General features: G+C 68.3%; 20 protein-coding genes. 12 read left to right on the forward strand and 8 right to left on the reverse strand.

Going from position 1 to position 24652, the window contains the following annotated elements; all coding sequences use genetic code 11:
* Window positions 1–25 precede the first annotated feature (25 nt).
* Entirely contained in the window at window positions 26–490 is a 465-nt protein-coding gene (locus tag WT16_RS01610) for a CBS domain-containing protein (RefSeq protein ID WP_015602134.1), read from the reverse strand.
* A gap of 182 nt (window positions 491–672) precedes the next feature.
* Between WT16_RS01610 and WT16_RS01615 the strand changes: the two genes are divergently transcribed.
* Entirely contained in the window at window positions 673–993 is a 321-nt protein-coding gene (locus tag WT16_RS01615; protein WP_015601899.1) for an Mpo1-like protein, read from the forward strand.
* 101 nt (window positions 994–1094) lie between these two features.
* Here WT16_RS01615 and WT16_RS01620 read toward each other — a convergent pair whose 3' ends face one another.
* A complete protein-coding gene (locus WT16_RS01620) occupies window positions 1095–2408 on the reverse strand; it encodes a YihY family inner membrane protein (protein ID WP_006026494.1) in 1314 nt (437 codons plus the stop codon).
* Window positions 2409–2520: 112 nt separating this feature from the next.
* On the opposite strand from WT16_RS01620, the gene wrbA reads away from it, so the two are divergent.
* From wrbA to WT16_RS01640, 4 genes are read left to right on the forward strand one after another with little or no spacing between them, the layout of a single operon-like run.
* Window positions 2521–3129, forward strand: coding sequence for an NAD(P)H:quinone oxidoreductase (gene wrbA / locus WT16_RS01625; RefSeq protein ID WP_006026493.1), 609 nt, complete (start codon window positions 2521–2523; stop codon window positions 3127–3129).
* Entirely contained in the window at window positions 3126–3566 is a 441-nt protein-coding gene (locus WT16_RS01630) for a DUF2069 domain-containing protein (RefSeq protein WP_006026492.1), read from the forward strand. The genes wrbA and WT16_RS01630 overlap by 4 nt, the downstream gene beginning before the upstream one ends.
* Window positions 3567–3599: 33 nt before the next feature.
* A complete protein-coding gene (locus WT16_RS01635; protein WP_063532569.1) occupies window positions 3600–5021 on the forward strand; it encodes an FAD-binding oxidoreductase in 1422 nt (473 codons plus the stop codon).
* Between the two features lie 37 nt (window positions 5022–5058).
* Window positions 5059–5943: a metallophosphoesterase gene (locus WT16_RS01640; protein ID WP_063532618.1), complete on the forward strand. Its 885-nt coding sequence runs from the start codon at window positions 5059–5061 to the stop codon at window positions 5941–5943.
* 49 nt (window positions 5944–5992) lie between these two features.
* On the opposite strand, the gene WT16_RS34260 is transcribed toward WT16_RS01640, so the two are convergent.
* Both WT16_RS34260 and WT16_RS01650 read right to left on the reverse strand, forming a co-directional pair.
* Complete coding sequence (locus WT16_RS34260; RefSeq protein ID WP_009912679.1) at window positions 5993–6166, reverse strand: hypothetical protein; 174 nt, start codon at window positions 6164–6166, stop codon at window positions 5993–5995.
* A gap of 134 nt (window positions 6167–6300) precedes the next feature.
* Window positions 6301–7242: a LysR family transcriptional regulator gene (locus tag WT16_RS01650; RefSeq protein ID WP_009912680.1), complete on the reverse strand. Its 942-nt coding sequence runs from the start codon at window positions 7240–7242 to the stop codon at window positions 6301–6303.
* 218 nt (window positions 7243–7460) lie between these two features.
* On the opposite strand from WT16_RS01650, the gene WT16_RS01655 reads away from it, so the two are divergent.
* Genes WT16_RS01655 through WT16_RS01670 form a run of 4 tightly spaced genes read left to right on the forward strand, consistent with a single transcriptional unit; the run spans window position 7461 to window position 12247 of the window.
* Window positions 7461–8939 (forward strand): efflux transporter outer membrane subunit, encoded by a 1479-nt coding sequence (locus tag WT16_RS01655; RefSeq protein ID WP_082761076.1) that lies wholly within the window; start codon window positions 7461–7463, stop codon window positions 8937–8939.
* Between the two features lie 14 nt (window positions 8940–8953).
* Complete coding sequence (locus WT16_RS01660; RefSeq protein WP_063532570.1) at window positions 8954–11155, forward strand: FUSC family protein; 2202 nt, start codon at window positions 8954–8956, stop codon at window positions 11153–11155.
* Window positions 11152–11355: a DUF1656 domain-containing protein gene (locus WT16_RS01665; RefSeq protein ID WP_004191885.1), complete on the forward strand. Its 204-nt coding sequence runs from the start codon at window positions 11152–11154 to the stop codon at window positions 11353–11355. Before WT16_RS01660 ends, WT16_RS01665 begins: the two co-directional genes overlap by 4 nt.
* A 13-nt stretch (window positions 11356–11368) precedes the next feature.
* A complete protein-coding gene (locus WT16_RS01670) occupies window positions 11369–12247 on the forward strand; it encodes an HlyD family secretion protein (RefSeq protein ID WP_009912687.1) in 879 nt (292 codons plus the stop codon).
* Between the two features lie 59 nt (window positions 12248–12306).
* Here WT16_RS01670 and WT16_RS01675 read toward each other — a convergent pair whose 3' ends face one another.
* Window positions 12307–13992, reverse strand: a complete 1686-nt coding sequence (locus tag WT16_RS01675; protein WP_063532571.1) for a methyl-accepting chemotaxis protein — start codon at window positions 13990–13992, stop codon at window positions 12307–12309.
* Between the two features lie 345 nt (window positions 13993–14337).
* Between WT16_RS01675 and WT16_RS01680 the strand changes: the two genes are divergently transcribed.
* Window positions 14338–15591, forward strand: a complete 1254-nt coding sequence (locus WT16_RS01680; protein ID WP_063532572.1) for an MFS transporter — start codon at window positions 14338–14340, stop codon at window positions 15589–15591.
* A gap of 68 nt (window positions 15592–15659) precedes the next feature.
* Here WT16_RS01680 and WT16_RS01685 read toward each other — a convergent pair whose 3' ends face one another.
* Window positions 15660–16448: a 5'-methylthioadenosine/adenosylhomocysteine nucleosidase gene (locus WT16_RS01685; protein ID WP_006026483.1), complete on the reverse strand. Its 789-nt coding sequence runs from the start codon at window positions 16446–16448 to the stop codon at window positions 15660–15662.
* Complete coding sequence (locus WT16_RS01690; protein ID WP_063532573.1) at window positions 16445–18817, reverse strand: UvrD-helicase domain-containing protein; 2373 nt, start codon at window positions 18815–18817, stop codon at window positions 16445–16447. Before WT16_RS01690 ends, WT16_RS01685 begins: the two co-directional genes overlap by 4 nt.
* A 140-nt stretch (window positions 18818–18957) precedes the next feature.
* Between WT16_RS01690 and WT16_RS01695 the strand changes: the two genes are divergently transcribed.
* Together WT16_RS01695 and galU are read left to right on the forward strand one after the other, a co-directional pair.
* Window positions 18958–21825 carry a valine--tRNA ligase gene (locus tag WT16_RS01695; protein WP_063532574.1) on the forward strand — a complete coding sequence of 956 codons (2868 nt, stop codon included), beginning with the start codon at window positions 18958–18960 and terminating at the stop codon, window positions 21823–21825.
* 86 nt (window positions 21826–21911) lie between these two features.
* Window positions 21912–22796 (forward strand): UTP--glucose-1-phosphate uridylyltransferase GalU, encoded by an 885-nt coding sequence (gene galU, locus WT16_RS01700; protein ID WP_006026480.1) that lies wholly within the window; start codon window positions 21912–21914, stop codon window positions 22794–22796.
* Between the two features lie 82 nt (window positions 22797–22878).
* On the opposite strand, the gene WT16_RS01705 is transcribed toward galU, so the two are convergent.
* Window positions 22879–24648, reverse strand: a complete 1770-nt coding sequence (locus WT16_RS01705) for a hypothetical protein (RefSeq protein ID WP_231892021.1) — start codon at window positions 24646–24648, stop codon at window positions 22879–22881.
* Between the last annotated feature and the right edge of the window lie 4 nt (window positions 24649–24652).

A 24652-nucleotide genomic window follows, 5' to 3' on the forward strand; every position in this document is an offset into this window, starting at 1 on the left:
GGCGTGCGCGCAGCCGCGCGCGGGCTCAGCTTGCGAGCGGCTTGCGTTCTTCGCTGTCGGGTTCCGGCCAGTCTCGGATGTACGCCTTCAGCATCCGGTTCTCGAAGCTTTGCGCCTCGACGACCGTCTTCGCGACGTCGTAGAACGAAATGACGCCCATCAGCACCTTCTTGTCGAGCACCGGCATGTAGCGCGCGTGCCGCTCGAGCATCATCCGGCGCACTTCGTCGATGTCGGTCTCCGGCGTGCACGTGAGCGGCTCGTCCATCACGGTGCGCACGAGCACATCGCCGATGCTGCCGCCGTTCGCCGTCAGGCGCAGGATGATCTCGCGGAACGTCAGGATCCCGACGAGATCGCCGTACTCCATCACGACGAGCGAGCCGATGTCGTGTTCCGCCATCGTGTCGACCGCACTGCGCAGCGGCGTATCGGGCGTCACGGTGAACAGCGTATTGCCTTTGACTTTCAGAATATCGCTGACGCGCATCGTTGTCCCCTATTGCAACCTGTGCATAATCGGCTTTCGATCCTAACGGAAAGCCCCGCAAAAGGAAAGCGCGCGGCGGCCTGCGGTGACGGCGGCTGCCGCGGTTGCGGCGGGCGGCGGCCCGCCGCACAATGAAGGACGTGACGCGCCGCGCGGCCGCCGCCGGCGCCAAGGAGACTGTCATGGCACATTCCGCGCACACCGAGCATTTCGCGAGCTTCGCCGAGTTCTACCCATTCTATCTGGAAGAGCACCGCAACCTCGTGTCGCGGCGGCTGCATTTCGTCGGCTCGCTCGGCGTGATCGGCTGCATCGCGATGGCGCTCGCCACCGGCCTCTGGTGGTGGCTGCCCGCCGCCGTCGCCTGCGGCTACGGCTTCGCGTGGACCGGGCACTTCTTCTTCGAGAAGAACCGGCCCGCAACGTTCCGGCACCCGATCTACAGCCTGATGGGCGACTGGGTGATGTTCAAGGACATCTGCACCGGCAAGATTTCGATCTGACCCGCTCGGGCGGGGCGCAGAATGAGCGCCGCAGGCAAGGCCCGCGCCCCTCTCGCGCGTAACGCCGTGACGGCACGGCCCTCGTCCGCCTCGGCCTCGCGTCACGCGGTGCGCGGCGGCAGCGCGGACGTCGAACGCGCCGCGTCCTGCGCGCCGCGCGACGTGCGCTTCCTGCCGCGCGCGATCAGCTCCGCGAGCGACAGATCGAGCTTCTCGCTCACGAACGCGTCGAGGAGCGCCGCGCAGTCGACCTCGGTCTTGCCGCGCTGCGCCTGGTAGACGAGCTCCGAGCGGTCGATCACGAGCACGTCGAACAGATTCGCGACCGTCAGGCGCTCCGGGTTCGCTAGCATCACGTAGCGCGGCGCGGCGTCGCTGCCGCTTTGCAGCCGCGCGACCCATTCGCGCTCCTCGAGCGTCGACAGGAGCCGCTGCGCGGTCTCCATGTCGCAGCGCGCCATCAGCGCGAGCCGCGCGGCCGTATGGCCCGGCTTGCCCGCCTGCTGCGCGTCGGCGAGCCGCGCGAGCAGTTCGAGCGAATCGAGCAGGTCGCTGCCCGGATAGTGGATCCTGTGGAACTGCCCGACCCGGATCGCCGGCAGCGCCGACGCGATCATCGCGCCCGCGAGCGTGACGAACCAGCTCAAATACAGCCACAGCAGGAACATCGGCACGGTCGCGAACGCGCCGTACACCGCCGTATAGGTCGGAATGCGCCGCACGTAATAGCCAAAGCCGCGCTTTGCGAGCTCGAACGCGACCGCCGCGCACACGCCGCCCACCACCGCGTCGCGCCACGCAACCGTGCAGTTCGGCAGATACACGTAGAGCAGCGTGAACGCGAGCACTGTGAGCGGCAGCGATGCGGCCGCGAGCAGCCATTCGAAGATCGGCGGCATGCTCGTCGACCCGGTGAACGCGAGCGATTTCGTGAACAGATATGACGAAATCGACAGGCTCACGCCGAACAGCAGCGGCCCGAGCGTGATGAGCGCCCAGTACGCGAGCACGCGCTGCGCGAACGGGCGCGGCTTGCGCACGCGCCAGATCAGGTTGAACGCGGATTCGATCGTCATCATCATCATCACCGCGGTGACGACGAGCACGATGAGGCCCGCCGTGGTCAGTCCCTTCGCCTTCGACGCGAACTGGTTCAGGTACTTGAAGATCTGGCTGTTGAACTGCGCGGGCATCAGGTGATCGGCGAGAAAACCCTGCAGCGAGTTCTGGAACGAAGCGAACATCGGGAACGCGGTGAAAAGCGCGAAGGCGACCGTCACGAGCGGCACGAGCGCGAGCATCGTCGTGAACGTGAGGCTGCCCGCGACCTGCGGGATGCGGTCTTCCGCGCTGCGCTTCGCGGCGAAGCGCGCGAGGCGCTTGATGGTGTCGAGATCGACGCTCAACTTCGGCAACGGCTTTCTCCTTTTGCTGCGCGCGCCGCGCGCGCGTCGCGGCGCGACGGGCCGAGCCGCGACGCTTCGCGGCGGCTTCAGCCCCTATAATAGCCGCTCACTCAAGAAGCCTATGAAAGACATCCTCGTGCTCTACTACAGCCGCCACGGCGCGACGCGCGAACTCGCGCTCGCGATCGCGGCGGGCGTCGACAGCGTGCCCGGCATGCAGGCGCGCATCCGCACGGTGCCGCCCGTGTCCACCGTCTGCGAGGCGACGCAGCCCGACATCCCCGACGACGGCCCGCCGTACGCGGAGCCGCGCGACCTCGACGAATGCGCGGGGCTCGCGCTCGGCTCGCCCACCCGCTTCGGCAACATGGCCGCGCCGCTCAAGTACTTCCTCGACGGCACGACGCCGCAATGGCTGTCGGGTGCGCTCGCCGGCAAGCCCGCGTGCGTGTTCACGTCGACGGGCAGCCTGCACGGCGGCCAGGAGTCGACGTTGCTGTCGATGATGCTGCCGCTGCTGCACCACGGCATGCTGATCGTCGGCATTCCTTATACCGAGACCGCGCTGTCCGTCACGCAGACGGGCGGCACGCCATACGGCGCGTCGCACTTCGCGCGCACGGCCGACGCCGCGCACGAGCGCATTTCCGCCGACGAGAAGATGCTCGCGCACGCGCTCGGCGCGCGGCTCGCGCACACCGCGTCGCTGCTCGGCGCCGCATCCGCATGAGCGCACCCGTTGCCGCGAAGCCGCTCGCCGCGCGCGCGGCCGCGCTTTGCCTCGTCGCGCTGATCGCGCTGTGCGCCGCTTGGGAGACCTGGCTCGCGCCGCTGCGGCCGGGCGGCTCCGCGCTGATCCTGAAGGCCGTGCCGCTCGCGCTCGCGCTGCCCGGCGTATGGCGGCGCAGCGTGTACACGCTGCAGTGGGCGTCGATGCTGATTTTGATTTATCTTGCAGAAGGCATCGTGCGCGGCATGACGGACGGCGGGCCGTCCGCGCGGCTCGGCTGGATCGAGGCCGCGCTCGCGCTCGGCTTCTTCTGCGCCGCGCTCGCCTATGTCGCGCCGTACAAGCGCGCCGCGAAACAAGCGGCGAAACAAGCGGCGAAGCAGGCGACAAAGCACCCGCAAGACCGCGCGAGCGCATCCGAGCGCTCCCGCTCCTGATTATTTCGATTGCCTGACCTCCGAACGAACGCCATGACCTCATCTTCCGCTTTCGTCGACGCGTGCCGCCAAGCGATCGGCGCCGACCACGTGCTGACCGATCCCCACGATACCGCCCCGTTCCTGACCGACTGGCGCCGCCGCTACCAGGGCGCCGCGTGCGCCGTGCTCAGGCCCGCGAACACCGAAGAGGTCGCGGCGCTCGTGAAGCTCGCGCTCGAGCATCGCGTCGCGCTCGTGCCGCAAGGCGGCAACACGGGCCTCGCGGGCGGCGCGACGCCCGACGCGAGCGGCGCGCAGGCAGTGCTGAGCCTCGCGCGCCTGAACCGCGTGCGCGCGCTCGATCCGCACAACAACACGATCACCGTCGAGGCGGGCGTGATCCTCGCCGACGTGCAGGCGCGCGCGCTGGAAGCCGACCGGCTCTTCCCGCTCAGCCTCGCCGCCGAAGGCAGTTGCACGATCGGCGGCAATCTCGCGACGAACGCTGGCGGCACCGCGGTGCTGCGCTACGGCAATGCGCGCGAGCTGTGTCTCGGGCTCGAGGTCGTCACGCCGCAAGGCGAGATCTGGGACGGCCTGCGCGGGCTGCGCAAGGACAACACCGGCTACGACCTGCGCGACCTCTTCATCGGCGCCGAAGGCACGCTCGGCATCATCACGGCCGCGGTCATGAAGCTGCATCCGCGTCCCGCCGCGAAGGTCACGGCGCTCGCCGCGCTCGAATCGCCGCACGCGGCGCTCGATTTCCTCGCGCTCGCGCAGCGCGCGGCCGGCCCGCTGCTGACCGGCTTCGAGCTGATGTCGGATTTCTGCATGAAGCTCGTCGGCAAGCACTATCCGCAATTGCGCTACCCGTTCGACGCCGCGCACGCGCAGACCGTGCTGCTCGAATTGTCGGACAACGAAAGCGAGGCGCACGCGCGCGCGCTCTTCGAAAAGATGATGGAGGAAGCGTTCGAGGCGGGGCTCGTCGTCGATGCGGTCGTCGCCGGGAACCTCGCGCAGTCGCGCGCGTTCTGGGATCTGCGCGAGCACATCCCGCTCGCGCAGGCGGACGAAGGGCTCAACATCAAGCACGACATCGCGGTGCCGATCTCGTCGATCGCGCACTTCATCGACGAGACCGACGCGGCGATCCAGGCGGCCGCGCCCGGCGCGCGGATGGTGACGTTCGGGCATCTCGGCGACGGCAACCTGCACTACAACGTGCAGATGCCCGAAGGCGGCGATCCGAAGGCGTTCCTCGCCGCGCACCAGGCGCCCATCAACCGGATCGTCTACGACAGCGTCCACAAGCATCGCGGCACGATCAGCGCCGAGCACGGCATCGGCCAGTTGAAAATCGACGATGCGCAGCGCTACAAGGCCGCCGTCGAGATCGGGCTGATGCGCGCGCTGAAGACGGCGCTCGATCCGCTCAACCTGATGAACCCCGGCAAGGTGCTGCACTGACGCCGATGACCGAGACATGAAGGAGGAGGAGCCGCCCGTGAGGATTCGCGTGCTGTCCGACCTGCATCTCGAATGCAACGAGCCCGATGCGATCCCGCACGCGCAGGCGGATCTCGTCGTGCTCGCGGGCGACATCCACAATCATGCGGAGGGATTGCGCTGGGCGGCGCAGACGTTCGATCCGGCCGTGCCCGTCGTCTACGTGCCCGGCAATCACGAGTACTACGACGGCGAGTTCGGCGCGCTCGAAGCCGCGATGCGCGACGCCGCCGCCGCGCTCGACCACATCCATTACCTGAACAACGACGTCTACGTCGATCCGGCCGGGCGCTTTCGCGTGCTCGGCACGACGCTCTGGAGCGACTTCGAGCTGTTCGGCAGCGACGCGGCGGCGCTCTCGCATTCGATCGCCGCGTGCGAGCGCGTGATGCTCGATTTCAAGGGCTTGATCCAGGTGGACTGGCCGGGCGACGCCGGCGGCGAATCGACGGAAGAACCGACGGAAGAACCGGCGGCCGACGCGAACGCGCCCGCCGCCACGGCGTCCGGCCCGGGTCCGCGCAACTTCGCGCCGCGCGACGCGCTCGCGCTGCATCGCACCGCCCGCGCCTGGCTCGAGCGCGAGCTCGCGAAACCGTGGCCGGGCGCGACGATCGTCGTCACGCACCACGCGCCGCTTCGCGCGAGCCTCGCCGCGCGCTACGCCGACGATCTCGCGTCGGCCGGCTTCATCAGCGACCTGAGCGCGCTCGTGCGGCCGCCCGTCTCGCTCTGGATTCACGGGCACACGCACACGTCGTTCGACTACGCGACGGCGGAAGGCACGCGCGTCGTCTGCAATCCGCACGGCTACATTCGGCGGCGCACCGGCGAGCGGGAAAATCCGTCGTTCGAATGGGGCAAGGTCGTCACGCTCGCGTGACGCGAGCGCGCGACGAAGCGAGTGGAGCGGAGTACCGCGTCCGCAGCGTTCAGAGCACGGTGCGGCGGCCGTCCCGATGCGGCCGGTGCGTGCGCACGCGCACCGGCACCGGCGCGCGGCGCTGTTGCGCGTCGATCGCGCGCAGCAGCTCGCGCGACGCGGCGATTCCGATTGCGCCGAACAGCGCGAGCGCGCCGAAACCCAGCAGCAGAGGCGTATTCATCGATTGCTCCCCGATCCGTCGATTGCATCAAGCGATTGCATGGGAAGACAGTAGCAAACCCGGCACGGCCTGAGCGTAAGAAAGTGTTGCGATAGCGTCAAAATGCGTCAATTCCGTCGCTCGCCGCGCGCGCATCAGGTCTGCACGGTGAAGCGCTCGAGCGCCGCTTCGTCGGCTTCGAGGATCGACGGCAGCTCGTCGCGCAGGAAATCCACCCACGTGCGGATCTTCGCGTCGAGATACTGGCGCGACGCATAGAGCGCGTAGATGTTCATCACGTGCGACCGGTATTCGGGCATCACGCGCACGAAGTCGCCGTTGCGCAGCCCGGCGATCGCCGAATAGAGCGGCAGCACGCCGATCCCCATTCCCTCGCGGATGCCGGCCGCGAGCGCTTCCGCGACGTTCACGCGAAACGGCGGCGGCGCGAGCGTCACGCTCTCCTCGCCGTGCGGCCCCATCAGCTTCCATTCGTCCCAGTACAGGCCCGGCGCGACCATCCCGAGGCACACGTGGCTCGCGAGATCCTGCGGCCGCTGCGGCGCGCCGTGCGCCTCGATGTAGCCGCGCGACGCGCAGACGACGCTGAACGTCTCGCCGAGCCGCTGCGACACGAGCCCCGAATCGGGCAGCTCGCGGCCGACGACGAGCGACACGTCGAAGCCTTCGTCGAGCAGGTCCGGCAGCCGCTGCGCGAGCGTCAGGTCGACCTGGACTTCCGGATAGCGTTTCCGGTAGCGCGACACCGCGGGCACCGTGTAGTGCTGGCCGAGGCTCGTCATGCAGTGCACCTTCAGCTTGCCGGACGGGCGCGCGTGCGCGTCGCTCGCCTCGGCCTCCGCCTGCTCGACGTACGCGAGGATCTGCTCGCAGCGCTGCAGATAGCGCTCGCCCGCCTCCGTGAGCGCGATGCGCCGCGTCGTCCGGTTCAAAAGGCGCGTGCGCAGGTGCGCCTCGAGATCGGACACCGCGCGCGACGCATACGCGGTCGTCGAATTGAGCTGCTGCGCCGCCGCCGTGAAGCTGCCCGCATCGACCACGCGGGCGAACACACGCATGTTTTGGAGCGTATCCATGCTGTTTCCCTATTGAATCCGGGAGGATTGTTGCACAAATATCCAACAATATTATCTCAATTCCCGTAAGAATGCGTTGCACCATTGTCGGTTTATTTGGCAATTCGCAAAAAAATATAATCGCATTCGACTCATCTTTATCCGAAAGGGAGAAAATCGTGCAGTCTCCGGCAACAAGAGGGACGTTTGCACTCGCGGTTCTTGCAATCTCATCAATAATGGCCGGATGCGCAAGCATGGGCGATGTTGCACCGCAAGCCAAGCAGATCGATCCGGCGTCGCTCGACGCGGGCGCGGCGATCGCGGCGGCCGACCGCGACGCGGGCTGGCCCGCGGCCGACTGGTGGCGCGCGTATCGCGATCCGCAGCTCGATGCGTGGATCGCCGCGTCGCTCGCCGGCAACCCGTCGCTTGCCGCCGCGCAGGCCCGCGTGCGCGAAGCGCAATCGCTCGCGCGCATCGCGCACGCCGAGGAGCTGCCGCAGGTGAACGGCAATCTGTCGCTGATGCGCCAGCACTGGCCGGACAACGTCTACTACGGCCCGGGCCCGCTCGCCAACGCCGACACCTGGAACAACACGGGCACGCTGAGCCTGTCGTACCACCTCGACCTGTGGGGCAAGGACAAGAACAACGCCGAGCGCGCGCTCGACGCGGCGCGCGCCCGCGCGGCCGACGCGCGCGCCGCGCAGCTCGAGCTCGAGGCGAACGTCGTGCGCGCATACATCGATTTCGCGAAGAATTACGCGCTCCTCGACATCGCGCACGCGACCTACGACCGCCAGAACGAGCTCGCCGAACTCGCGCGCAAGCGCTTGCGCGCGGGCATCGGCACGCAGCTCGAAGTCAGCCAGGCCGAGGCGCCTCTGCCCGATTATTCGCGGCAGATCGATTCGTACGAAGAGGCGATCCAGCTCGGCCGGCATCAGCTCGCCGCGCTCGCCGGCAAGGGGCCGGGCGCGGGCGCGTCGCTCGCACGGCCGAAGCTCGCGCTCGACGCGAACGCCGGCCTGCCGTCCGCGCTGCCCGCCGAGCTGATCGGCCGCCGGCCGGACATCGTCGCCGCGCGCTGGACGGTCGACGCGCAGACGCGCGGCATCGACGTCGCGAAGGCCGCGTTCTATCCGAACGTCGACCTGATCGCGTCGCTCGGCGGCTTCGCGGTCAGCGCGCCGTTCGCGACGTTCCTGCGCGCGATGAACGGCGGCTGGTCGGCGGGCCCCGCGCTCACGCTGCCGATCTTCGAGGGCGGCCGGCTGCGCGCGCAACTGGGCGTCGCGTCGGCGGGCTACGACGAGGCGGTCGAGCACTACAACCAGACGATCGTCGGCGCGCTCAAGGACATCGCCGACAACGTCGTGCGCCTGCACTCGCTCGACTCGCAGCAGAAAGACGCGGCGCGCGCGGTCTCGCTCACACGGCGCTCGTATGATCTGTCGCACACGGGCTTCAGCCGCGGGCTCACCGACTACGTGAACGTGCTCATCGCGCAGAGCCAGTTGCTGAGCGCGCAGGAGAGCCAGACGCGCGTCGAGGCCGCGCGTCTCGCCGCGCACGCGTCGCTGATGGTCGCGCTCGGCGGCGGGCTCGAAACCGCGGGCGACGCGCCGCATGACGCGCCTGCGGGCGATGCGCGGCGTGCGGGCGCTTCGGGTGCTTCGGGTGCTCCGTCCGCATCGGCGAGCGCCGTCCGCTAACCGAGGAGCCGATCATGTCCGCCGCCTCCCCCGCTTCCGCGCCGCCGCCGCAGTCGGCCGGCGCCGCATTCGTCGCGTCGATGAGCGACTGGGCGCGCACCGACGGCGCCGCGTGGCTCTATCTCGCGAAGGCGCTCGCCGCCGCGTTCCTCGCGCTCGGCGTATCGATGGTGCTCGACCTGCCCGCGCCGAAGACCGCGATGACGACCGTCTTCATCGTGATGCAGCCGCAAAGCGGCGCGGTGTTCGCGAAGAGCTTCTACCGGCTCATCGGCACGTTCGTCGGCCTGACCGCGACGCTCGCGCTCGTCGGCCTGTTCCCGCAGCAGCCGGTGCTGTTCCTGCTCGCGGTCGCGCTGTGGGTGGCCGCATGCACGGCGGGCGCCGCGCGCAACCGCAACTTCCGCAGCTACGGCTTCCTGCTCGCCGGCTACACGGCCGCGCTGATCGGACTGCCCGCGTCGCAGGCGCCGAACGACGCGTTCATGACCGCGATGACGCGCGTCTCCGAGATCTCGGTCGGCATCCTGTCGGCGGGCGTCGTGAGCGCGTTGATCTTCCCGCAATACACGGGCGAGCAGATGCGCACGACCGTGCGCCGGCGCTTCGGCGCGTTCGTCGATTACGTCGCGGACGCGCTCGCGGGCGCGCTCGACCGCTCGAAGATCGAGAGCGTGCACACGCGCTTCGTCGCGGACGTCGTCGGCTTCGAGGCCGCGCGCAGCATGGCCGTGTTCGAGAACCCGGACACGCGGATGCGCAGCGGCCGGCTGTCGCGGCTGAACAGCGAGTTCATGACCGCGTCGAGCCGCTTTCACGCGCTGCACCAGTTGATGAACCGGCTGCACGCGACGAGCGCGCAGGCCGTGGACGCGCTCGAACCGTATTTCCGCGAGATCGCGCCGCTGTTGTCGAACGACGGCGAGCACGTGCGCACGTCCGCCGACGCGGCGCGCGCGGCCGAGCAGTTGCTCGCGTATCGCGACGCGCTGCCGCGCCGGATCCGCGCGACGCGCGCCGGGCACGAGACGCAGCCGGACTTCCCGCTCCTCGACTTCGACACCGCCTCCGAGCTGCTGTACCGCTTCATCACCGATCTGCATGCGTACGCGGCGACCTACGCGTCGCTCGCCGCGAGCACGCACGAGCGCGAACACTGGATCGAGCGCTACGAGCCGCGCACGAACGCGACGGCCGCGCTGATCGCGGGCATCCGCACCGCGAGCGTGATGCTGCTGCTGAGCGTGTTCTGGATCTGCAGCGCATGGCCGAGCGGCGTGATGCTCGTGCTGAACGCGGCGGCCGTGTGCGCGCTCGCGTCGTCGTCGCCGCAGCCGACCAGGATGGCCGCGCAGATGGCGCTCGGCACCGCGTTCGCGGTCGTCACGGGCTTCGTGCTGATGTTCGGCGTCTATCCGCACATCGACGGCTTCGCGCTGCTGTGCGCGGCGCTCGCGCCGTTCCTCGCGCCCGGCGTGTTGATGTCGCTGAAGCCGAAGTACGCGGGCTGCGGCGCGGGCTACCTGATCTTCTTCTGCACGCTCGCCGGCCCGGAGAACCTCACGCATTACGACCCGATCGGCTTCATGAACGACGCGCTCGCGCTCGTGCTGTCGATGATCGTGTCGGCGATCGCGTTCGCCGTGCTGTTCCCGCCGAGCGCGCCTTGGCTCAAGAAGCGCCTGTTCGCCGACCTGCGCCATCAGGCGGTCGCCGCGTGCCACGCGAGGCTGCCGGGGCTGCGCACGCGCTTCGAGAGCGGCGCGCGCGATCTGATGTTCCAGGCGCATGGCCTGTCCGCCGACCAGCCCGACGCGCAACGCGACGCGCTGCGCTGGATGTTCGCCGTGCTCGAGACCGGCAACGCGGTGATCGATCTGCGCGACGAGCTCGCGGCGCTGCCGCGCGATCCGCGCTATGCGGCGACGATGCCGTGGCGGCGCAAGATCGAAGCAGCGCGCGACGCGCTCGCCGCGCTGTTCGGCAAGCCGGCGCCCGCGCGCTTTCACGCGGCGCTCGCCGCCGCGGTCGACGCGATCGCGGCGACGCAGCAGGCGCTCGTCACGTTCGCGCCGCCGCGCGAGGAGCGCCACCAGATGCAGCGGATCCTGTCGCACCTGCATTTCGTGCGCACCGCGCTGCTCGATCCGGAATCTCCGCTCGCCGCGCTGAACGGCGCGCGCGTGCCGCCCGACCGACAAGGAGTTTCATCATGATGCCGCGCGACCTCGCGATTCTCGACGCATACGTGCCGACCGTCGTGCTGATGTTCGTCATCGGCGCGTTCGCGACCTGGCTGATCGACCGCCTGCTCGCGTACACGGGCCTCTATCGCGTCGTCTGGCACCCGTCGCTGTTCCGGGCAAGCCTTCTCGTGTGCATTTGCGGCGGGCTGAGCCTCGCCGTCTACCGTTGATATGAATCGAACCATGCTCTTGCGAAAACTTTTCGGCTTCGTCGCGACAGCCGCCATCCTGATCGTCGCGATCCTGATCGGGCGCACGCTGTGGGTCCACTACATGGACGAGCCCTGGACCCGCGACGGCCGCGTGCGCGCGGAGATCGTCAACGTCGCGCCGGACGTGTCGGGCGCGGTGGTCGACTTGCCGGTGCGCGACAACCAGTTGGTGAAGAAAGGCGACCTCGTGCTGCAGATCGATCCGTCGCATTACCAGATCGCGGTCGAGCAAGCGCAGGCGGCCGTCGCCGCCCGCCGCGCGGAGCTGCAGATGCGCCGCGCCGACGCCGCGCGCCGCGCGGATCTCGACGCGCTCGTCGTGTCGAAGGAAAGCCGCGAGAATTCGGCGCAGACCGCGTCGAGCGCCGAGGCGCAGTACCAGCAGGCGCTCGCCGCGCTCGACGCCGCGCGGCTCAATCTCGAGCGCACGCGCGTGGTCGCGCCCGTCGACGGCTACGTGACGAACCTGCAGGTCTTCAAGGGCGACTACGCGAGTGCCGGCCAGGCGAAGCTCGCGATCGTCGACAGCCATTCGTTCTGGGTCTACGGCTATTTCGAGGAAACGAAGCTGCCGCGCGTGAAGATCGGCGCGAAGGCCGAGATGCGGCTGATGAGCGGCGGCGTGCTGAAAGGCCATGTCGAGAGCATCTCGCGCGGCATCTACGACCGCGACAATCCGCAGAGCCGCGACCTCGTCGCCGACGTGAACCCGACGTTCAACTGGGTGCGGCTCGCGCAGCGCGTGCCGGTGCGCATCCATATCGACGAGGTGCCGAAGGAACTCGTGCTGTCGGCGGGCACGACCTGCACGGTGATCGTCGAGCCCGACGGCGGCAAGCGCAAATCGTAGCTCGCGACGCGGGCGCGGGCGCGCCGAACCGCGGGCGGCGCAATCCGGATCGCGCGCGCTCAATCCACCGCGCCCACCGCGCGCGCGGGCAAGCGGAAGCGCCCGACCATCGCCTTGAGCATCTGCGCCTGCTCGTCGAGCGAGCGCGCGGCGGCGGCCGCCTCCTCGACGAGCGCCGCGTTCTGCTGCGTGCCGGCGTCCATCTGCGTGACCGCGCGCCCGATCGCGTCGATGCCCGAGCTCTGCTCGTTCGACGCGGCCGAGATCTCGCCCATGATGTCGGTCACGCGCTTCACCGCGCGCACGACATCGTCCATCGTGCGCCCGGCGTCCTGCGCGAGCACCGCGCCGTTCGCGACCCGCTCGACCGATGCGCCGATCAGCCCCTTGATCTCCCTGGCGGCCGTCGCCGAGCGTTGCGCGAGCGAGCGCACCTCGCTCGCGACGACCGAGAATCCGCGCCCTTCCTCGCCCGCGCGAGCCGCCTCGACGGCCGCGTTCAGCGCGAGGATGTTGGTCTGGAACGCGATGCTCTCGATCACGCCGATGATGTCGCGGATGCTCTTCGCGCTCTCGTCGATCTCATTCATCGTCGCAACCACGCGGCCGACCACCGTGCCGCCCGCCTCGGCGACCGACGACGCGTTCGCCGCGAGCGCGCTCGCCTGCCGCGCGTTCTCCGCGTTCTGGTGGACAGTCGACGTCAGTTGCCCCATGCTCGACGCGGTGCGCTCGAGCGCGACCGCCTGCTGCTCGGTGCGTTGCGACAGATCGAGATTACCCATCGCGATCTCGCCCGCCGCGGACGCGATCGCCTCGGCGCTCGCGGAAATCTCGCGCACGGTGCCGGCCAGGCCCTCCTGCATGTCGCGCAGCGCATGCAGCATGCTGTCGTGGTCGCGCGCGTCGAGCCTGATCGCGTTCGACAGATCGCCGCGCGCGATGCTGACCGCGATGTCCTTCGCATACGCGGGCTCGCCGCCCAGTTGCGCGCCGAGCCGCCGCACGACCCACGCGGCGATCGCGAACGCGAGCACGACGAGCGCCGCCGTCATCGCGGCGAGCATCGCGAACGATTCGCGGAATATCGCGCCGGACGCATCGAGCGTCGCCTTCGACGCATCGCCGCGCGCGTCGACGAGCCCGTCGACGAGCTTCTCGAGCTTGCCCGTCTCGACGAGCAGCGACACGTCCTGCGAGCCGACCTGCCAGCTCATCTGCGACAGGTCGAGCGGCTGCTCGCGCACGAGCTTCACGAAGTCGCGCAGATGCGCGCTCCACGCGGCCACGGCCGTGCCGAACGCCTTCAGACGCGCAGCGCCGTCGGCCGCGCCGTCCGCGTGGCGCTGCAGCGTCGCGAGCTCGGCGCCGATCACCGCGAGCCCCGTGTCGATGTCCGCGCCGAGATCGTCGCGCTCCTTCGCCGTCGTCGCGGTGATCAGCATCTTCTGCGCGCGGCTCGCGCGCAGCACCGACGCGCGCACCTCCTCGGCCGCGCGGCTCGCAACGTGCCCCTGCTCGTACACGGACTTGATCGAGCTGTTGAGCCGGCTGATCTGCGCAAGCGAAAACAGGCCGACGGCCAGCGTGCCGACGAGCAGCATCGCGAACGCGGCGCGCAGCGTCGTCTTCACCGACCATGCGCGGCGCGGGCGGTGGGGCTTGCCGGGCTCGGGCGGGCGCCCGGGGTTCCCCGTCGCGTCGTCGGGCAGGAAGTGCTTGCCGGGCAGCGATACTCCTTTCATCGATGGATCCCCGTTCTGATGCTGCGGCCGAAAAGGCGGTTTCGGCTTGACCGTCGGCGCTCGCGCGATACGTCTCGACAGCATCTACGGCAGGCGCTTTTTTTTCTTGAGTGGGGTATTACCCGTCGTTCCGGACGCAACGCCCGGCCGCCGGCCGCGCAAACGCTAAACACGCGGCCGGCGTGCGAACGCGCGCAACGGTCGCGCGCGGGGTTGTCCGATTTGCAACAAAAGTTGGCCGGACATTGCCGATGCGACACATTACACTTCGTTGACCCATCAAAGAAAAACACGTGCCGCGCCCTTACGGGCACGCCGCGCCCCTTCCGAGACACTCGCATCCGTATGGAAACCAGCCTCGACAACCGCCCGCCCGTTGCCCGTCCCGCCGCATCGCCCGCGCCGGCCGCCGCCGTCTCGCGCACCGTCTACCCGGTGCTCGGCGCGATCAGCTTCTCGCATCTGCTCAACGACATGATCCAGTCGCTGATCCTCGCGATCTACCCGATGCTGAAAGCGGAATTCGCGCTGTCGTTCGCGCAGATCGGCCTCATCACGCTCACGTACCAGATCACCGCGTCGCTGCTGCAGCCCGTGATCGGCCTGTATACGGACAAGCGTCCGCAGCCGTTCTCGCTGCCCGTCGGCATGGGCTTCACGCTCGCGGGCCTGCTGCTGATGTCGTTCGCGCCGACGTTCCCGTTCCTGCTCGCCGCGGCGGCCCTCGTCGGCTGCGGCTCGTCGGTGTTTCACCCCGAATCGTCGCGCGTCGCGCGAATGGCGTCGGGCGGCCAGCACGGGCTCGCGCAGTCGCTGTTCCAGGTCGGCGGCAACGCCGGCTCGTCGCTCGGGCCGCTGCTCGCCGCGCTGATCGTGATCCCGCACGGCCAGCGCAGCATCGCGTGGTTCTCGGTCGCAGCGCTCGTCGCGATCTTCGTGCTCGTGCAGATCGGCCGCTGGTATCAGCGTCATCCGGCCGCGAAGAAGAAGGCCCCGCACGCCGCGCATCCGACGCTGTCGCGCCGCCAGGTCGGGCTCGCGCTCGGCGTGCTCGTGCTGCTCGTGTTCTCGAAGTACTTCTATCTCGCCAGCATCAACAGCTATTTCACGTTTTATCTGATCGACAAGTTCCACCTGTCGGTGCAGGCCGCGCAGATCCATCTGTTCGTGTTCCTCGCGGCCGTCGCGGCGGGCACGATCATCGGCGGGCCGGTCGGCGACCGGATCGGGCGCAAGTACGTGATCTGGGCGTCGATCCTCGGCGTCGCGCCGTTCACGCTGCTGCTGCCGTATGCGAACCTGTTCTGGACCACGGTGCTGACCATCGTGATCGGCGTCGTGCTCGCGTCCGCGTTCGCGGCGATCATCGTCTACGGGCAGGAGCTGATTCCGGGCAAGGTGGGCACGGTCGCCGGGCTCTTTTTCGGGCTGTCGTTCGGCCTCGGCGGCGTCGGCGCGGCGGTGCTCGGCCAGCTCGCCGACGCGACGAGCATCGCGTTCGTCTACAAGGTCTGCTCGTTCCTGCCGCTGATCGGCGTGCTGACGGTGTTCCTGCCGAACGTCGAGGGCAGGAAGAAGCTCGGCAGGCAAGGCGCCTGAGGGATCGACAAGACCGAAGCAGCCGACGCGCGAGCGCGCGCCGGCCGCGCCGAACGCCATGCTTCGGATCAGGCCGCGTTCGCCTTCGCGTGCGCGGCCAGAAACCGCTTCAGGATGCCCGACGAATAGGCGCCGGCGATGTCGGTGAGGAACGTCGTGAACGACGTGCTCGCGTGGTCGTCGGCGGTGTCGGAGATCGTGCGGACGATCGCGCACGGCACGCCGTACTCGTGGCACACCTGCGCGAGCGCGGCGCCTTCCATCTCGACCGCGAGCGCGTCCGGCAGCGTGTCGCGCAGCGCGGTCACCTCGCGTTCGCTCGACACGAAGCGGTCGCCGCTGACGATGAGGCCTTCGTGCACGCGCGCGCCGTGCAACCGGAAGCGCGCGTTCAGCGTCGCGCCCTCGTCGTCGACGAAGCGCACGCAGGCCGCCTTCAACTGCGCGGCGAGCGCCGTGTCGGCGGCGAAGCGTGTGAGCCCGAGCAGCGGCACCTCGAAGCGCGGAAAGAGCGGCGACGCATCGAGATCGTGTTGCAGCAGCGCATCGGCGACGACCACGTCGCCGATGCTCACCTCGCTCGCGACGCCGCCCGCGACGCCCGTGAACACGATCGCGCGCACGTCGAAGCGATGAATGAGCGCGCTCGCCGTCGCGGCCGCCGCGACCTTGCCGACCCGCGCGAGCGTGACGACGCACGGCACGCCGTGCGCGACGCCGACATGGTAGTCGCGCTGGCCGAGCGTGATCGTGTCGACGGGCCCGCCGTCGCGCATCGCGGCGACAAGGTCGCCCAACTCCTCCGGCAGCGCGGCGAGGATGCCGAGCGGCCGGTCGAAAAACGTCTGCTGATTCATTCGACCGCCTGCAGTTTCGCGACCGCGAGCGCGAGCCATTTCTCGCCGTGCCGCTTGAATTTGACTTGCGCCTTCGCGTCGGTGCCACTGCCTTCGAGCGCCGTCACCGTGCCTTCGCCGAACTTCGTGTGGAATACCTGCTGGCCGATCCGGAAGCCGTTTTCGGCCTCGCGCTGCTGGTTCGCGAACGCGGGCAGCGGCGCGGACACCGCCGCGTCGACGACGCCCGCGCGCGCGCCGCCGCCACCGCCGCCCGGCCGCGCGAACCAGTCGCGGCCCCACCCGGCATTGTCCGAGCGGCCGCCCCAGCGCGCGCCCGCCTCGACCTTCGGCGTGAGCCACTTGAGCACGTGCTGCGGCAGCTCGTCGAAGAAGCGCGAGCGGATGTTGTAGCGGGTCTGGCCGTGCAGCATCCGGCTCTGCGCGAACGACAGGTAGAGCCGCTCCTTCGCGCGCGTGATCGCGACGTACATCAGCCGGCGCTCTTCCTCGAGGCCGTCGGATTCGAGCGCGCTGTTCTCGTGCGGAAAGAGCCCTTCCTCGAGCCCGGTGATGAACACCGAGGCGAACTCGAGCCCCTTCGCCGCGTGGACCGTCATCAGTTGCACCGCGTCCTGGCCCGCCTGCGCCTGGTTGTCGCCCGCCTCGAGCGACGCGTGCGACAGGAAGCCGGCAAGCGGCGTCATTGCATCCGGGTTCTGCGCGGGATCGGCGAGGTTCGCGGGCGCGAGCACCGCATCGGCCGGATCGGCGCCGCCCGCCGCGAGCTCCGGCGCCGCGCTCGCGCGCGCATGCAGCGGAATCGAGCGGGCGGGCGTATCGAGCCCGTAGCCTTCCTCGGAGACGAACGCGGTGGCCGCGTTCACCAGTTCCTGCAAGTTCTCGAGGCGATCCTGGCCCTCGCGCTCGCCTTGATAGAAATCGGCGAGGCCGCTCGCGCGCACGACGTGCTCGACCGTCTCGGGCAGGCTCATCTGCGCGGTTTCCGCGCGCATCTTCGCGATCAGGTTCGCGAACGACGAAAGGCTCGAGCCCGCCTTGCCCGTCACGTACGGAATCGCGGCCGCCATCGAGCAGTCGTACAGGCGTGCGGCGTCGGCGAGCTGCTCGATCGAGCGCGCGCCGATGCCGCGCGTCGGGAAGTTGACGACGCGCGCGAACGCGGTGTCGTCGTTCGGATTGTCGATGAGGCGCAGATACGCGAGCGCGTGCTTCACTTCCTGGCGCTCGAAGAAGCGCAGGCCGCCGTACACGCGGTACGGAATGCCCGCCGTCATCAGCGTGTGCTCGATCGAGCGCGACTGCGCGTTGCTCCGGTACAGCACCGCGACCTCGCTGCGCGCGAGGCCCGTATTCACGAGCGAGCGGATCTCCTCGACGATCCACGCCGCCTCCTGCGCGTCGGTGGCCGCTTCGTAGACGCGCACGGGCTCGCCGTGGCCCGCGTCGGTGCGCAGGTTCTTGCCGAGCCGGTGCGCGTTGTTCGCGATCAGGTGGTTCGCCGCATCGAGGATGTTGCCGTGCGAGCGGTAGTTCTGCTCGAGCTTGATCAGGTTGCGCACGCGGAATTCGTTCTCGAAGTCGCGCATGTTGCCGACGTTCGCGCCGCGGAACGCATAGATCGACTGGTCGTCGTCGCCGACCGCGAAGATCGCGTTGTGGCCGCCCGCGAGGAGCTTGAGCCACGCGTACTGCAGCCTGTTCGTGTCCTGGAACTCGTCGACGAGGATGTGCCTGAAGCGCGCCTGGTAGTGCGCGCGCAGCGGCGGGTTGTGCGCGAGCAGCTCGTGGCAGCGCAGCAGCAGCTCGGGGAAATCGACGACGCCCTCGCGCTGGCACTGCTGCTCGTATGCCTGGTACAGCTCGACGAACTTGCGGTTGAAGCTGTCGGTCGCGTCGACCTTGTCGGGGCGCAGCCCCTGCTCCTTCGCGTTGTTGATGAAGTACTGGACGTTCTTCGGCGGGTACTTCTCGTCGTCGACGTTCGCCGCCTTCATCAGCCGCTTGATCGCGGAGAGCTGGTCGGCCGTGTCGAGGATCTGGAACGTCTGCGGCAGCCCCGCGTCGCGGTAGTGCGCGCGCAGCATCCGGTTGCAGAGGCCGTGGAACGTGCCGATCCACATGCCGCGCGTGTCGATCGGCATCATCGCGGACAGGCGCGCCATCATCTCGCGCGCGGCCTTGTTCGTGAACGTGACGGCGAGCACCGTCGCGGGCGACGCATAGCCCTGCCGGATCAGCCACGCGATCCGCGTGATGAGCACGCGGGTCTTGCCGCTGCCCGCCCCGGCGAGGATCAGCGCCGGCTCGTTCGGCAACGTGACGGCGGCGAGTTGTTCGGGGTTCAGGTTCGCGAGCAGATCGGGCATGGAGAGAAAGCGGTCGAGCGGGTGGACGCGGACCCGACATTATAAATCGCGCGCGGCCGGCGCCGCCCGGGCGGATGCGCATCCATTTATAATTGATAGTTTCCGCATCAATCACCCCATCTTTCGGCGAATTTCCTACCATGAGCGACACCACGCTTGCGAAGAGTTTCGAGCCCCAGACCATCGAATCCCAATGGGGGCCGGAATGGGAAAAGCGCGGCTACGCGACCCCCGTGCTCGACCCGAGCCGGCCCGACTTCTCGATCCAGTTGCCGCCCCCGAACGTGACGGGCACGCTGCACATGGGCCACGCGTTCAATCAGACGATCATGGACGGCCTCGTGCGCTACCACCGGATGCTCGGCCACAACACGCTGTGGGTGCCCGGCACCGACCACGCGGGCATTGCGACGCAGATCGTCGTCGAGCGCCAGCTCGATGCGCAGGGCGTGTCGCGCCACGATCTCGGCCGCGAGAAATTCGTCGAGCGCGTATGGGAATGGAAGGAGCAATCCGGCTCGACGATCACGGGCCAGGTTCGCCGCATCGGCGCGTCGCCCGACTGGTCGCGCGAATACTTCACGATGAACGACAGGATGTCGGAAGTCGTGCGCGAAGTGTTCGTCCGCCTCTATGAACAGGGGCTCATCTATCGCGGCAAGCGCCTCGTGAACTGGGACCCCGTGCTGCTCACCGCGGTGTCCGATCTCGAAGTCGCGAGCGAAGAGGAAAACGGCCACCTGTGGCACATCCGGTACCCGCTCGCGGACGGCCCGGGCCACCTGAGCGTCGCGACGACGCGCCCCGAGACGATGCTCGGCGACGTCGCGGTGATGGTGCATCCGGAAGACGAGCGCTACAGGCACCTCGTCGGCCGGCATGTGAAGCTGCCGCTTTGCGACCGCGAGATTCCGATCATCGCGGACGACTACGTCGATCGCGAATTCGGCACGGGCGTCGTGAAGGTCACGCCCGCGCACGACTTCAACGACTATCAGGTCGGCCTGCGCCACCAGCTCGCGCCGATCGAGATCCTCACGCTCGACGCGAAGATCAACGACAACGCGCCCGCGGCGTACCGCGGCCTCGACCGCTTCGACGCGCGCAAGGCCATCGTCGACGAGCTCGACGCGCAGGGCTTCCTCGAATCGGTGAAGCCGCACAAGCTGATGGTGCCGCGCGGCGACCGCACGGGCGTCGTGATCGAGCCGATGCTGACCGACCAGTGGTTCGTCGCGATGACGAAGCCCGCGCCGGAAGGCACGTTCCATCCGGGCAAGTCGATCACCGAAGTGTCGCTCGACGTCGTGCGCCGCGGCCAGATCAGGTTCGTGCCGGAGAACTGGACGACCACCTACTACCAATGGCTCGAGAACATCCAGGACTGGTGCATCTCGCGCCAGCTATGGTGGGGCCATCAGATTCCCGCGTGGTACGGCGAGAACGGCGAGATCTTCGTCGCGCGCAGCGAGGAAGACGCGCGCGCGCAGGCCGCCGCGAAGGGCTACGCAGGCGCATTGAAGCGCGACGACGACGTGCTCGACACGTGGTTCTCGTCCGCGCTCGTGCCGTTCTCATCGCTCGGCTGGCCGGACGAGACGCCTGAGCTGAAGCACTTCCTGCCGTCGTCGGTGCTCGTCACCGGCTTCGACATCATCTTCTTCTGGGTCGCCCGGATGGTGATGATGACAACGCACTTCACGGGCAAGGTGCCGTTCGAGACGGTCTACGTGCACGGCCTCGTGCGCGACGCCGAAGGCCAGAAGATGTCGAAGAGCAAGGGCAACACGCTCGACCCGATCGACATCGTCGACGGCATTGGCCTCGACGCGCTCGTCGCGAAGCGCACGACGGGCCTGATGAATCCGAAGCAGGCGGCGACGATCGAGAAGAAGACGCGCAAGGAATTCCCGGACGGCATCCCCGCGTTCGGCACCGACGCGCTGCGCTTCACGATGGCGTCGATGGCGACGCTCGGCCGCAACGTGAACTTCGATCTCGCGCGCTGCGAAGGCTACCGCAACTTCTGCAACAAGCTGTGGAACGCGACGCGCTTCGTGCTGATGAACTGCGAAGGCCACGACTGCGGCTTCGACAAGCCGGAAGTCTGCGGCGCGGGCGATTGCGGCCCGGGCGGCCATCTCGATTTCTCGCAGGCGGATCGCTGGATCGTGTCGCTCATGCAGCGCGTCGAAGCGGACATCGCGAAGGGCTTCGCCGACTATCGCTTCGACAACATCGCGAACGCGATCTACAAGTTCGTCTGGGACGAATACTGCGACTGGTATCTGGAGCTCGCGAAGGTGCAGATCCAGAACGGCGCGCCCGAGCAGCAGCGCGCGACGCGCCGCACGCTGCTGCGCGTGCTGGAAACGGTGCTGCGCCTCGCGCACCCGATCATTCCGTTCATCACCGAGGCGCTGTGGCAGAAGGTCGCGCCGCTCGCCGGCCGCTATCCGGCGGGCCACGCGGACGGCGAAGCGTCGCTGATGGTGCAGGCCTATCCGGTCGCCGAGCCGAAGAAGCTCGACGAGGCGGCCGAACAGTGGGCGGCCGAACTGAAGGCGGTGGTCGACGCATGCCGTAATTTGCGTGGCGAGATGAACCTGTCTCCGGCGACCAAGGTGCCGCTCCTCGCGGCCGGCGACGCGGCGAAGCTGCAGGCGTTCGCGCCTTACGTGCAGGCGCTCGCGCGCCTGTCCGAAGTGCGCGTGCTGCCGGACGAGGCGGCGCTCGACGCCGACGCGCACGGCGCGCCGATCGCGATCGTCGGAGGCAACAAGCTGGTGCTGAAGGTCGAGATCGACGTCGCGGCGGAACGCGAGCGCCTGTCGAAGGAGATCGCGCGCCTCGAAGGCGAAATCGTCAAGTGCAACGCGAAGCTCGGCAACGAGGCGTTCGTCGCGAAGGCGCCGCCCGCGGTGGTCGAACAGGAGCAAAAGCGGCTCGCGGAGTTTCAGAGCACGTTGGCGAAACTCCGCGCGCAGCTCGCGCGGCTGCCGGCGTAACAGTCCGTAAGGAATCTTGCGTTCACTATAATGCTGCAATCACCATTTGTTTCGATCGAATCGATACGAGGAGCAAGGGTTCAATCATGTTGAAAGTCACCAAGGCGGTTTTCCCGGTCGCGGGCCTGGGCACGCGGTTCCTGCCCGCCACCAAGGCGAGCCCGAAGGAAATGCTGCCCGTCGTCGACAAACCGTTGATCCAGTACGCGGTGGAAGAAGCGATTGCAGCGGGCATCACCGAGATGATCTTCGTGACGGGCCGCAGCAAGCGCGCGATCGAGGATCACTTCGACAAATCGTATGAAGTCGAGGCGGAACTGGAAGCGCGCGGCAAGGAAAAGCTGCTCGATCTCGTGCGCAACATCAAGCCGAGCCACGTCGACTGCTTCTACGTGCGCCAGCCGGAAGCGCTCGGCCTCGGCCACGCGGTGCTGTGCGCGGAGAAGCTCGTCGCGGACAACCCGTTCGCGGTGATCCTCGCCGACGACCTGCTCGACGGCAATCCGCCCGTAATGAAGCAGATGGTCGACGTGTTCGACCACTATCACAGCTCGGTGATCGGCGTCGAGGAGATCCCGCCCACGGACACGAAGTCGTACGGGATCGTCGACGGCAAGGAATGGGAAGACTCGATCATCAAGATGTCGGCGATCGTCGAGAAGCCCGAGCCCGACGTCGCGCCGTCGAACCTCGGCGTCGTCGGCCGCTACGTGCTCAAGCCGCGGATCTTCGATCATCTGCGCGCGCTCAAGCCGGGCGCGGGCGGCGAGCTGCAGTTGACGGACGCGATCCAGGCGCTCCTCGCGGACGAGCAGGTGCTCGCGTACAAGTATCGCGGCACCCGCTTCGACTGCGGCAGCAAGCTCGGCTATCTGAAGGCGACGGTCGAGTTCGCGCTGCGCCACCCGGAAGTGAGGACCGAGTTCGAAGCGTATCTGCGCGCACGCGACGGCAGCGCGGCGCAGTCCTGAACCGGCGGGCACGGCGAACGGTTTCGCCCGCCGCGCCGGCTACCGACGGCCGGCCTCTTCACCGCTTCATCGACAGCTTGCTTCAAGCCTCGGCGGCATGCGTCGCTGCGTGCGGCTGCGCCGGCTGGCTGCTCGTACTCATCGCGAATTGCACACATCCCGCGCCGACCAGCAGCGCGCCGAGCACGTTCTCGAGATGGTTCTTCGCCGTATCGTCGAGCGACGTCTGCGACAGCAGATGCGTGGCGACCGCGCTCAAGCCATAGACGTTGAGAAACAGACTGGCGCGCGCGATGCCGGCGCCCGCTGCCTTGTCCGCCAGTTGCGAAGTGAAGCTCTGTTCCGACGTGTCGATCTTCGACCAGCGAATGCGCAGATCGCGGATCTGGTGGAACGCGTGCTGCGTGAGGCCATGCGTCGTCAGTTCGTTGACGAGCCGCGAACCGATCGCATCGGTAGCTTCGCCGGCAACGTTGGAGCCGACATATCCGGTCAACTCGCGCATCCCCTCTGGGAGGGTCAGCTTCCCGTCACGCAGCGCATCGACGAAGCCCGCGCCGGACGCCCCGAAAAAACCCTGACCGTCGTTGACGAGATACTGGTTCGGCACGTAGGGGATGTTATTGAGCGCCTGCGCCCGAACGGGGTGTTCGTAGTCGTCGTCATGGTTGCTTTCGAGCGGCAGCTCCAGATTGAACAGGTCGCGCGCGGTGTAGACGAACGACTTCACCGCGTTCGGCAACTGCGTCGCCAGCAGGCCGAACTGGCCGTTGCCGTTCTGGCCGCGGCCCAATGCGCCGGCGGCGACCACCGTGCCGAGCAGCGTCAGCATCTGCATCGCATGGCCCTTGTAGGTGTCGCTCGTCGCGACGCCCTTGTGGTGCTTGTGAATCATCGCCATCAGGTTGCCCGCGCCCGCGGCCGTGTACAGCACCGCGACGCCGAGCGCGCGGCTCTCCGGCGATACCTCGTAGTGCTGCAACAACGCCTCGGTGCAGGCGCCCGCGAGTTCGCGCAGGATGGTCGCGCCGCCCGTTCCGGCGAGCTCGTGGCTGGCCGCGTTGATGAAATTGGCCACCCATCCCATCACGGCCTGATTGTCGCCGTAGGCGTTGGTGACGATTCGTCCGCCCTCTTCGAGCGCCGCGTCCTTCGCACGACCGAGTCCGGCGCTCGCCTGCCCGTATGCATGGCTCAATCCGGCGCTCGTCCGGTCGTACACGGTGCTCAATCCCGTGCTTGCCTGCGCGTACGTCGTCCGCGCGAATCGGGAGCCGGCGCTCAACGCGTCCTGCGCGCCGCTCGCGACCGAGTTGCCGAACGCACTGGCCTGCCTGGACGCTGCCGTTCCCCAACCGCTGATCGCATTGACCAGACTGTTCGCGACCTCCGCGGCCGTTATCCGTCCCTGGCTCGCCTGCTGCAACGTATTCACCACCGCCGCCATTTGCTGCGGGGTCGGCGCGGGCGCGTCGCGATCCGGTCTTGTTTCAAGCGGATCGATTTGTATCGCGATATACGGCACCGATTCGGTCGCCTGCGGCTGAACCGGCATGATCGCATCCTGCTGGGAGACGGTCTCGCTCTGCGTTTCGCGCTCCCGCAGTTCGATCTCTTCAGCCACCGACGACGACTCGACACCCGCCCGTCTGCCCTGCCGCAGGAACGTCCGCAACGCGCCGGGGTTCGTCGTCTGCGAGCTACTGCGCAGTGCGGGCGGCTGGTGCAACGATGGCGAGCCAGGCATGCGCGCCAGGATCGATGGCGTGCGACGCGTATCGCGCGCATGCGGCGCTGTCCGTGTCGACGGGCCGGCAACCGGCTCCTCCGACTCCATGCGCTGCGCGCCCAAGCCG

Origin of the sequence: Burkholderia sp. MSMB1589WGS, assembly GCF_001636105.1 — a bacterium.
Classification (GTDB): domain Bacteria; phylum Pseudomonadota; class Gammaproteobacteria; order Burkholderiales; family Burkholderiaceae; genus Burkholderia; species Burkholderia humptydooensis.

Excerpts from the sequence above, each read along its gene's own strand:
- WT16_RS01610 (WP_015602134.1), bottom strand. The coding sequence starts at position 490 with ATGCGCGTCAGCGATATTCTGAAAGTCAAAGGCAATACGCTGTTCACC.
- WT16_RS01615 (WP_015601899.1), top strand. The coding sequence starts at position 673 with ATGGCACATTCCGCGCACACCGAGCATTTCGCGAGCTTCGCCGAGTTC.
- wrbA (WP_006026493.1), top strand. The coding sequence starts at position 2,521 with ATGAAAGACATCCTCGTGCTCTACTACAGCCGCCACGGCGCGACGCGC.
- WT16_RS01630 (WP_006026492.1), top strand. The coding sequence starts at position 3,126 with ATGAGCGCACCCGTTGCCGCGAAGCCGCTCGCCGCGCGCGCGGCCGCG.
- WT16_RS01635 (WP_063532569.1), top strand. The coding sequence starts at position 3,600 with ATGACCTCATCTTCCGCTTTCGTCGACGCGTGCCGCCAAGCGATCGGC.
- WT16_RS34260 (WP_009912679.1), bottom strand. The coding sequence starts at position 6,166 with ATGAATACGCCTCTGCTGCTGGGTTTCGGCGCGCTCGCGCTGTTCGGC.
- WT16_RS01650 (WP_009912680.1), bottom strand. The coding sequence starts at position 7,242 with ATGGATACGCTCCAAAACATGCGTGTGTTCGCCCGCGTGGTCGATGCG.
- WT16_RS01655 (WP_082761076.1), top strand. The coding sequence starts at position 7,461 with ATGGCCGGATGCGCAAGCATGGGCGATGTTGCACCGCAAGCCAAGCAG.
- WT16_RS01660 (WP_063532570.1), top strand. The coding sequence starts at position 8,954 with ATGTCCGCCGCCTCCCCCGCTTCCGCGCCGCCGCCGCAGTCGGCCGGC.
- WT16_RS01665 (WP_004191885.1), top strand. The coding sequence starts at position 11,152 with ATGATGCCGCGCGACCTCGCGATTCTCGACGCATACGTGCCGACCGTC.
- WT16_RS01670 (WP_009912687.1), top strand. The coding sequence starts at position 11,369 with ATGCTCTTGCGAAAACTTTTCGGCTTCGTCGCGACAGCCGCCATCCTG.
- WT16_RS01675 (WP_063532571.1), bottom strand. The coding sequence starts at position 13,992 with ATGAAAGGAGTATCGCTGCCCGGCAAGCACTTCCTGCCCGACGACGCG.
- WT16_RS01680 (WP_063532572.1), top strand. The coding sequence starts at position 14,338 with ATGGAAACCAGCCTCGACAACCGCCCGCCCGTTGCCCGTCCCGCCGCA.
- WT16_RS01685 (WP_006026483.1), bottom strand. The coding sequence starts at position 16,448 with ATGAATCAGCAGACGTTTTTCGACCGGCCGCTCGGCATCCTCGCCGCG.
- WT16_RS01690 (WP_063532573.1), bottom strand. The coding sequence starts at position 18,817 with ATGCCCGATCTGCTCGCGAACCTGAACCCCGAACAACTCGCCGCCGTC.
- WT16_RS01695 (WP_063532574.1), top strand. The coding sequence starts at position 18,958 with ATGAGCGACACCACGCTTGCGAAGAGTTTCGAGCCCCAGACCATCGAA.
- galU (WP_006026480.1), top strand. The coding sequence starts at position 21,912 with ATGTTGAAAGTCACCAAGGCGGTTTTCCCGGTCGCGGGCCTGGGCACG.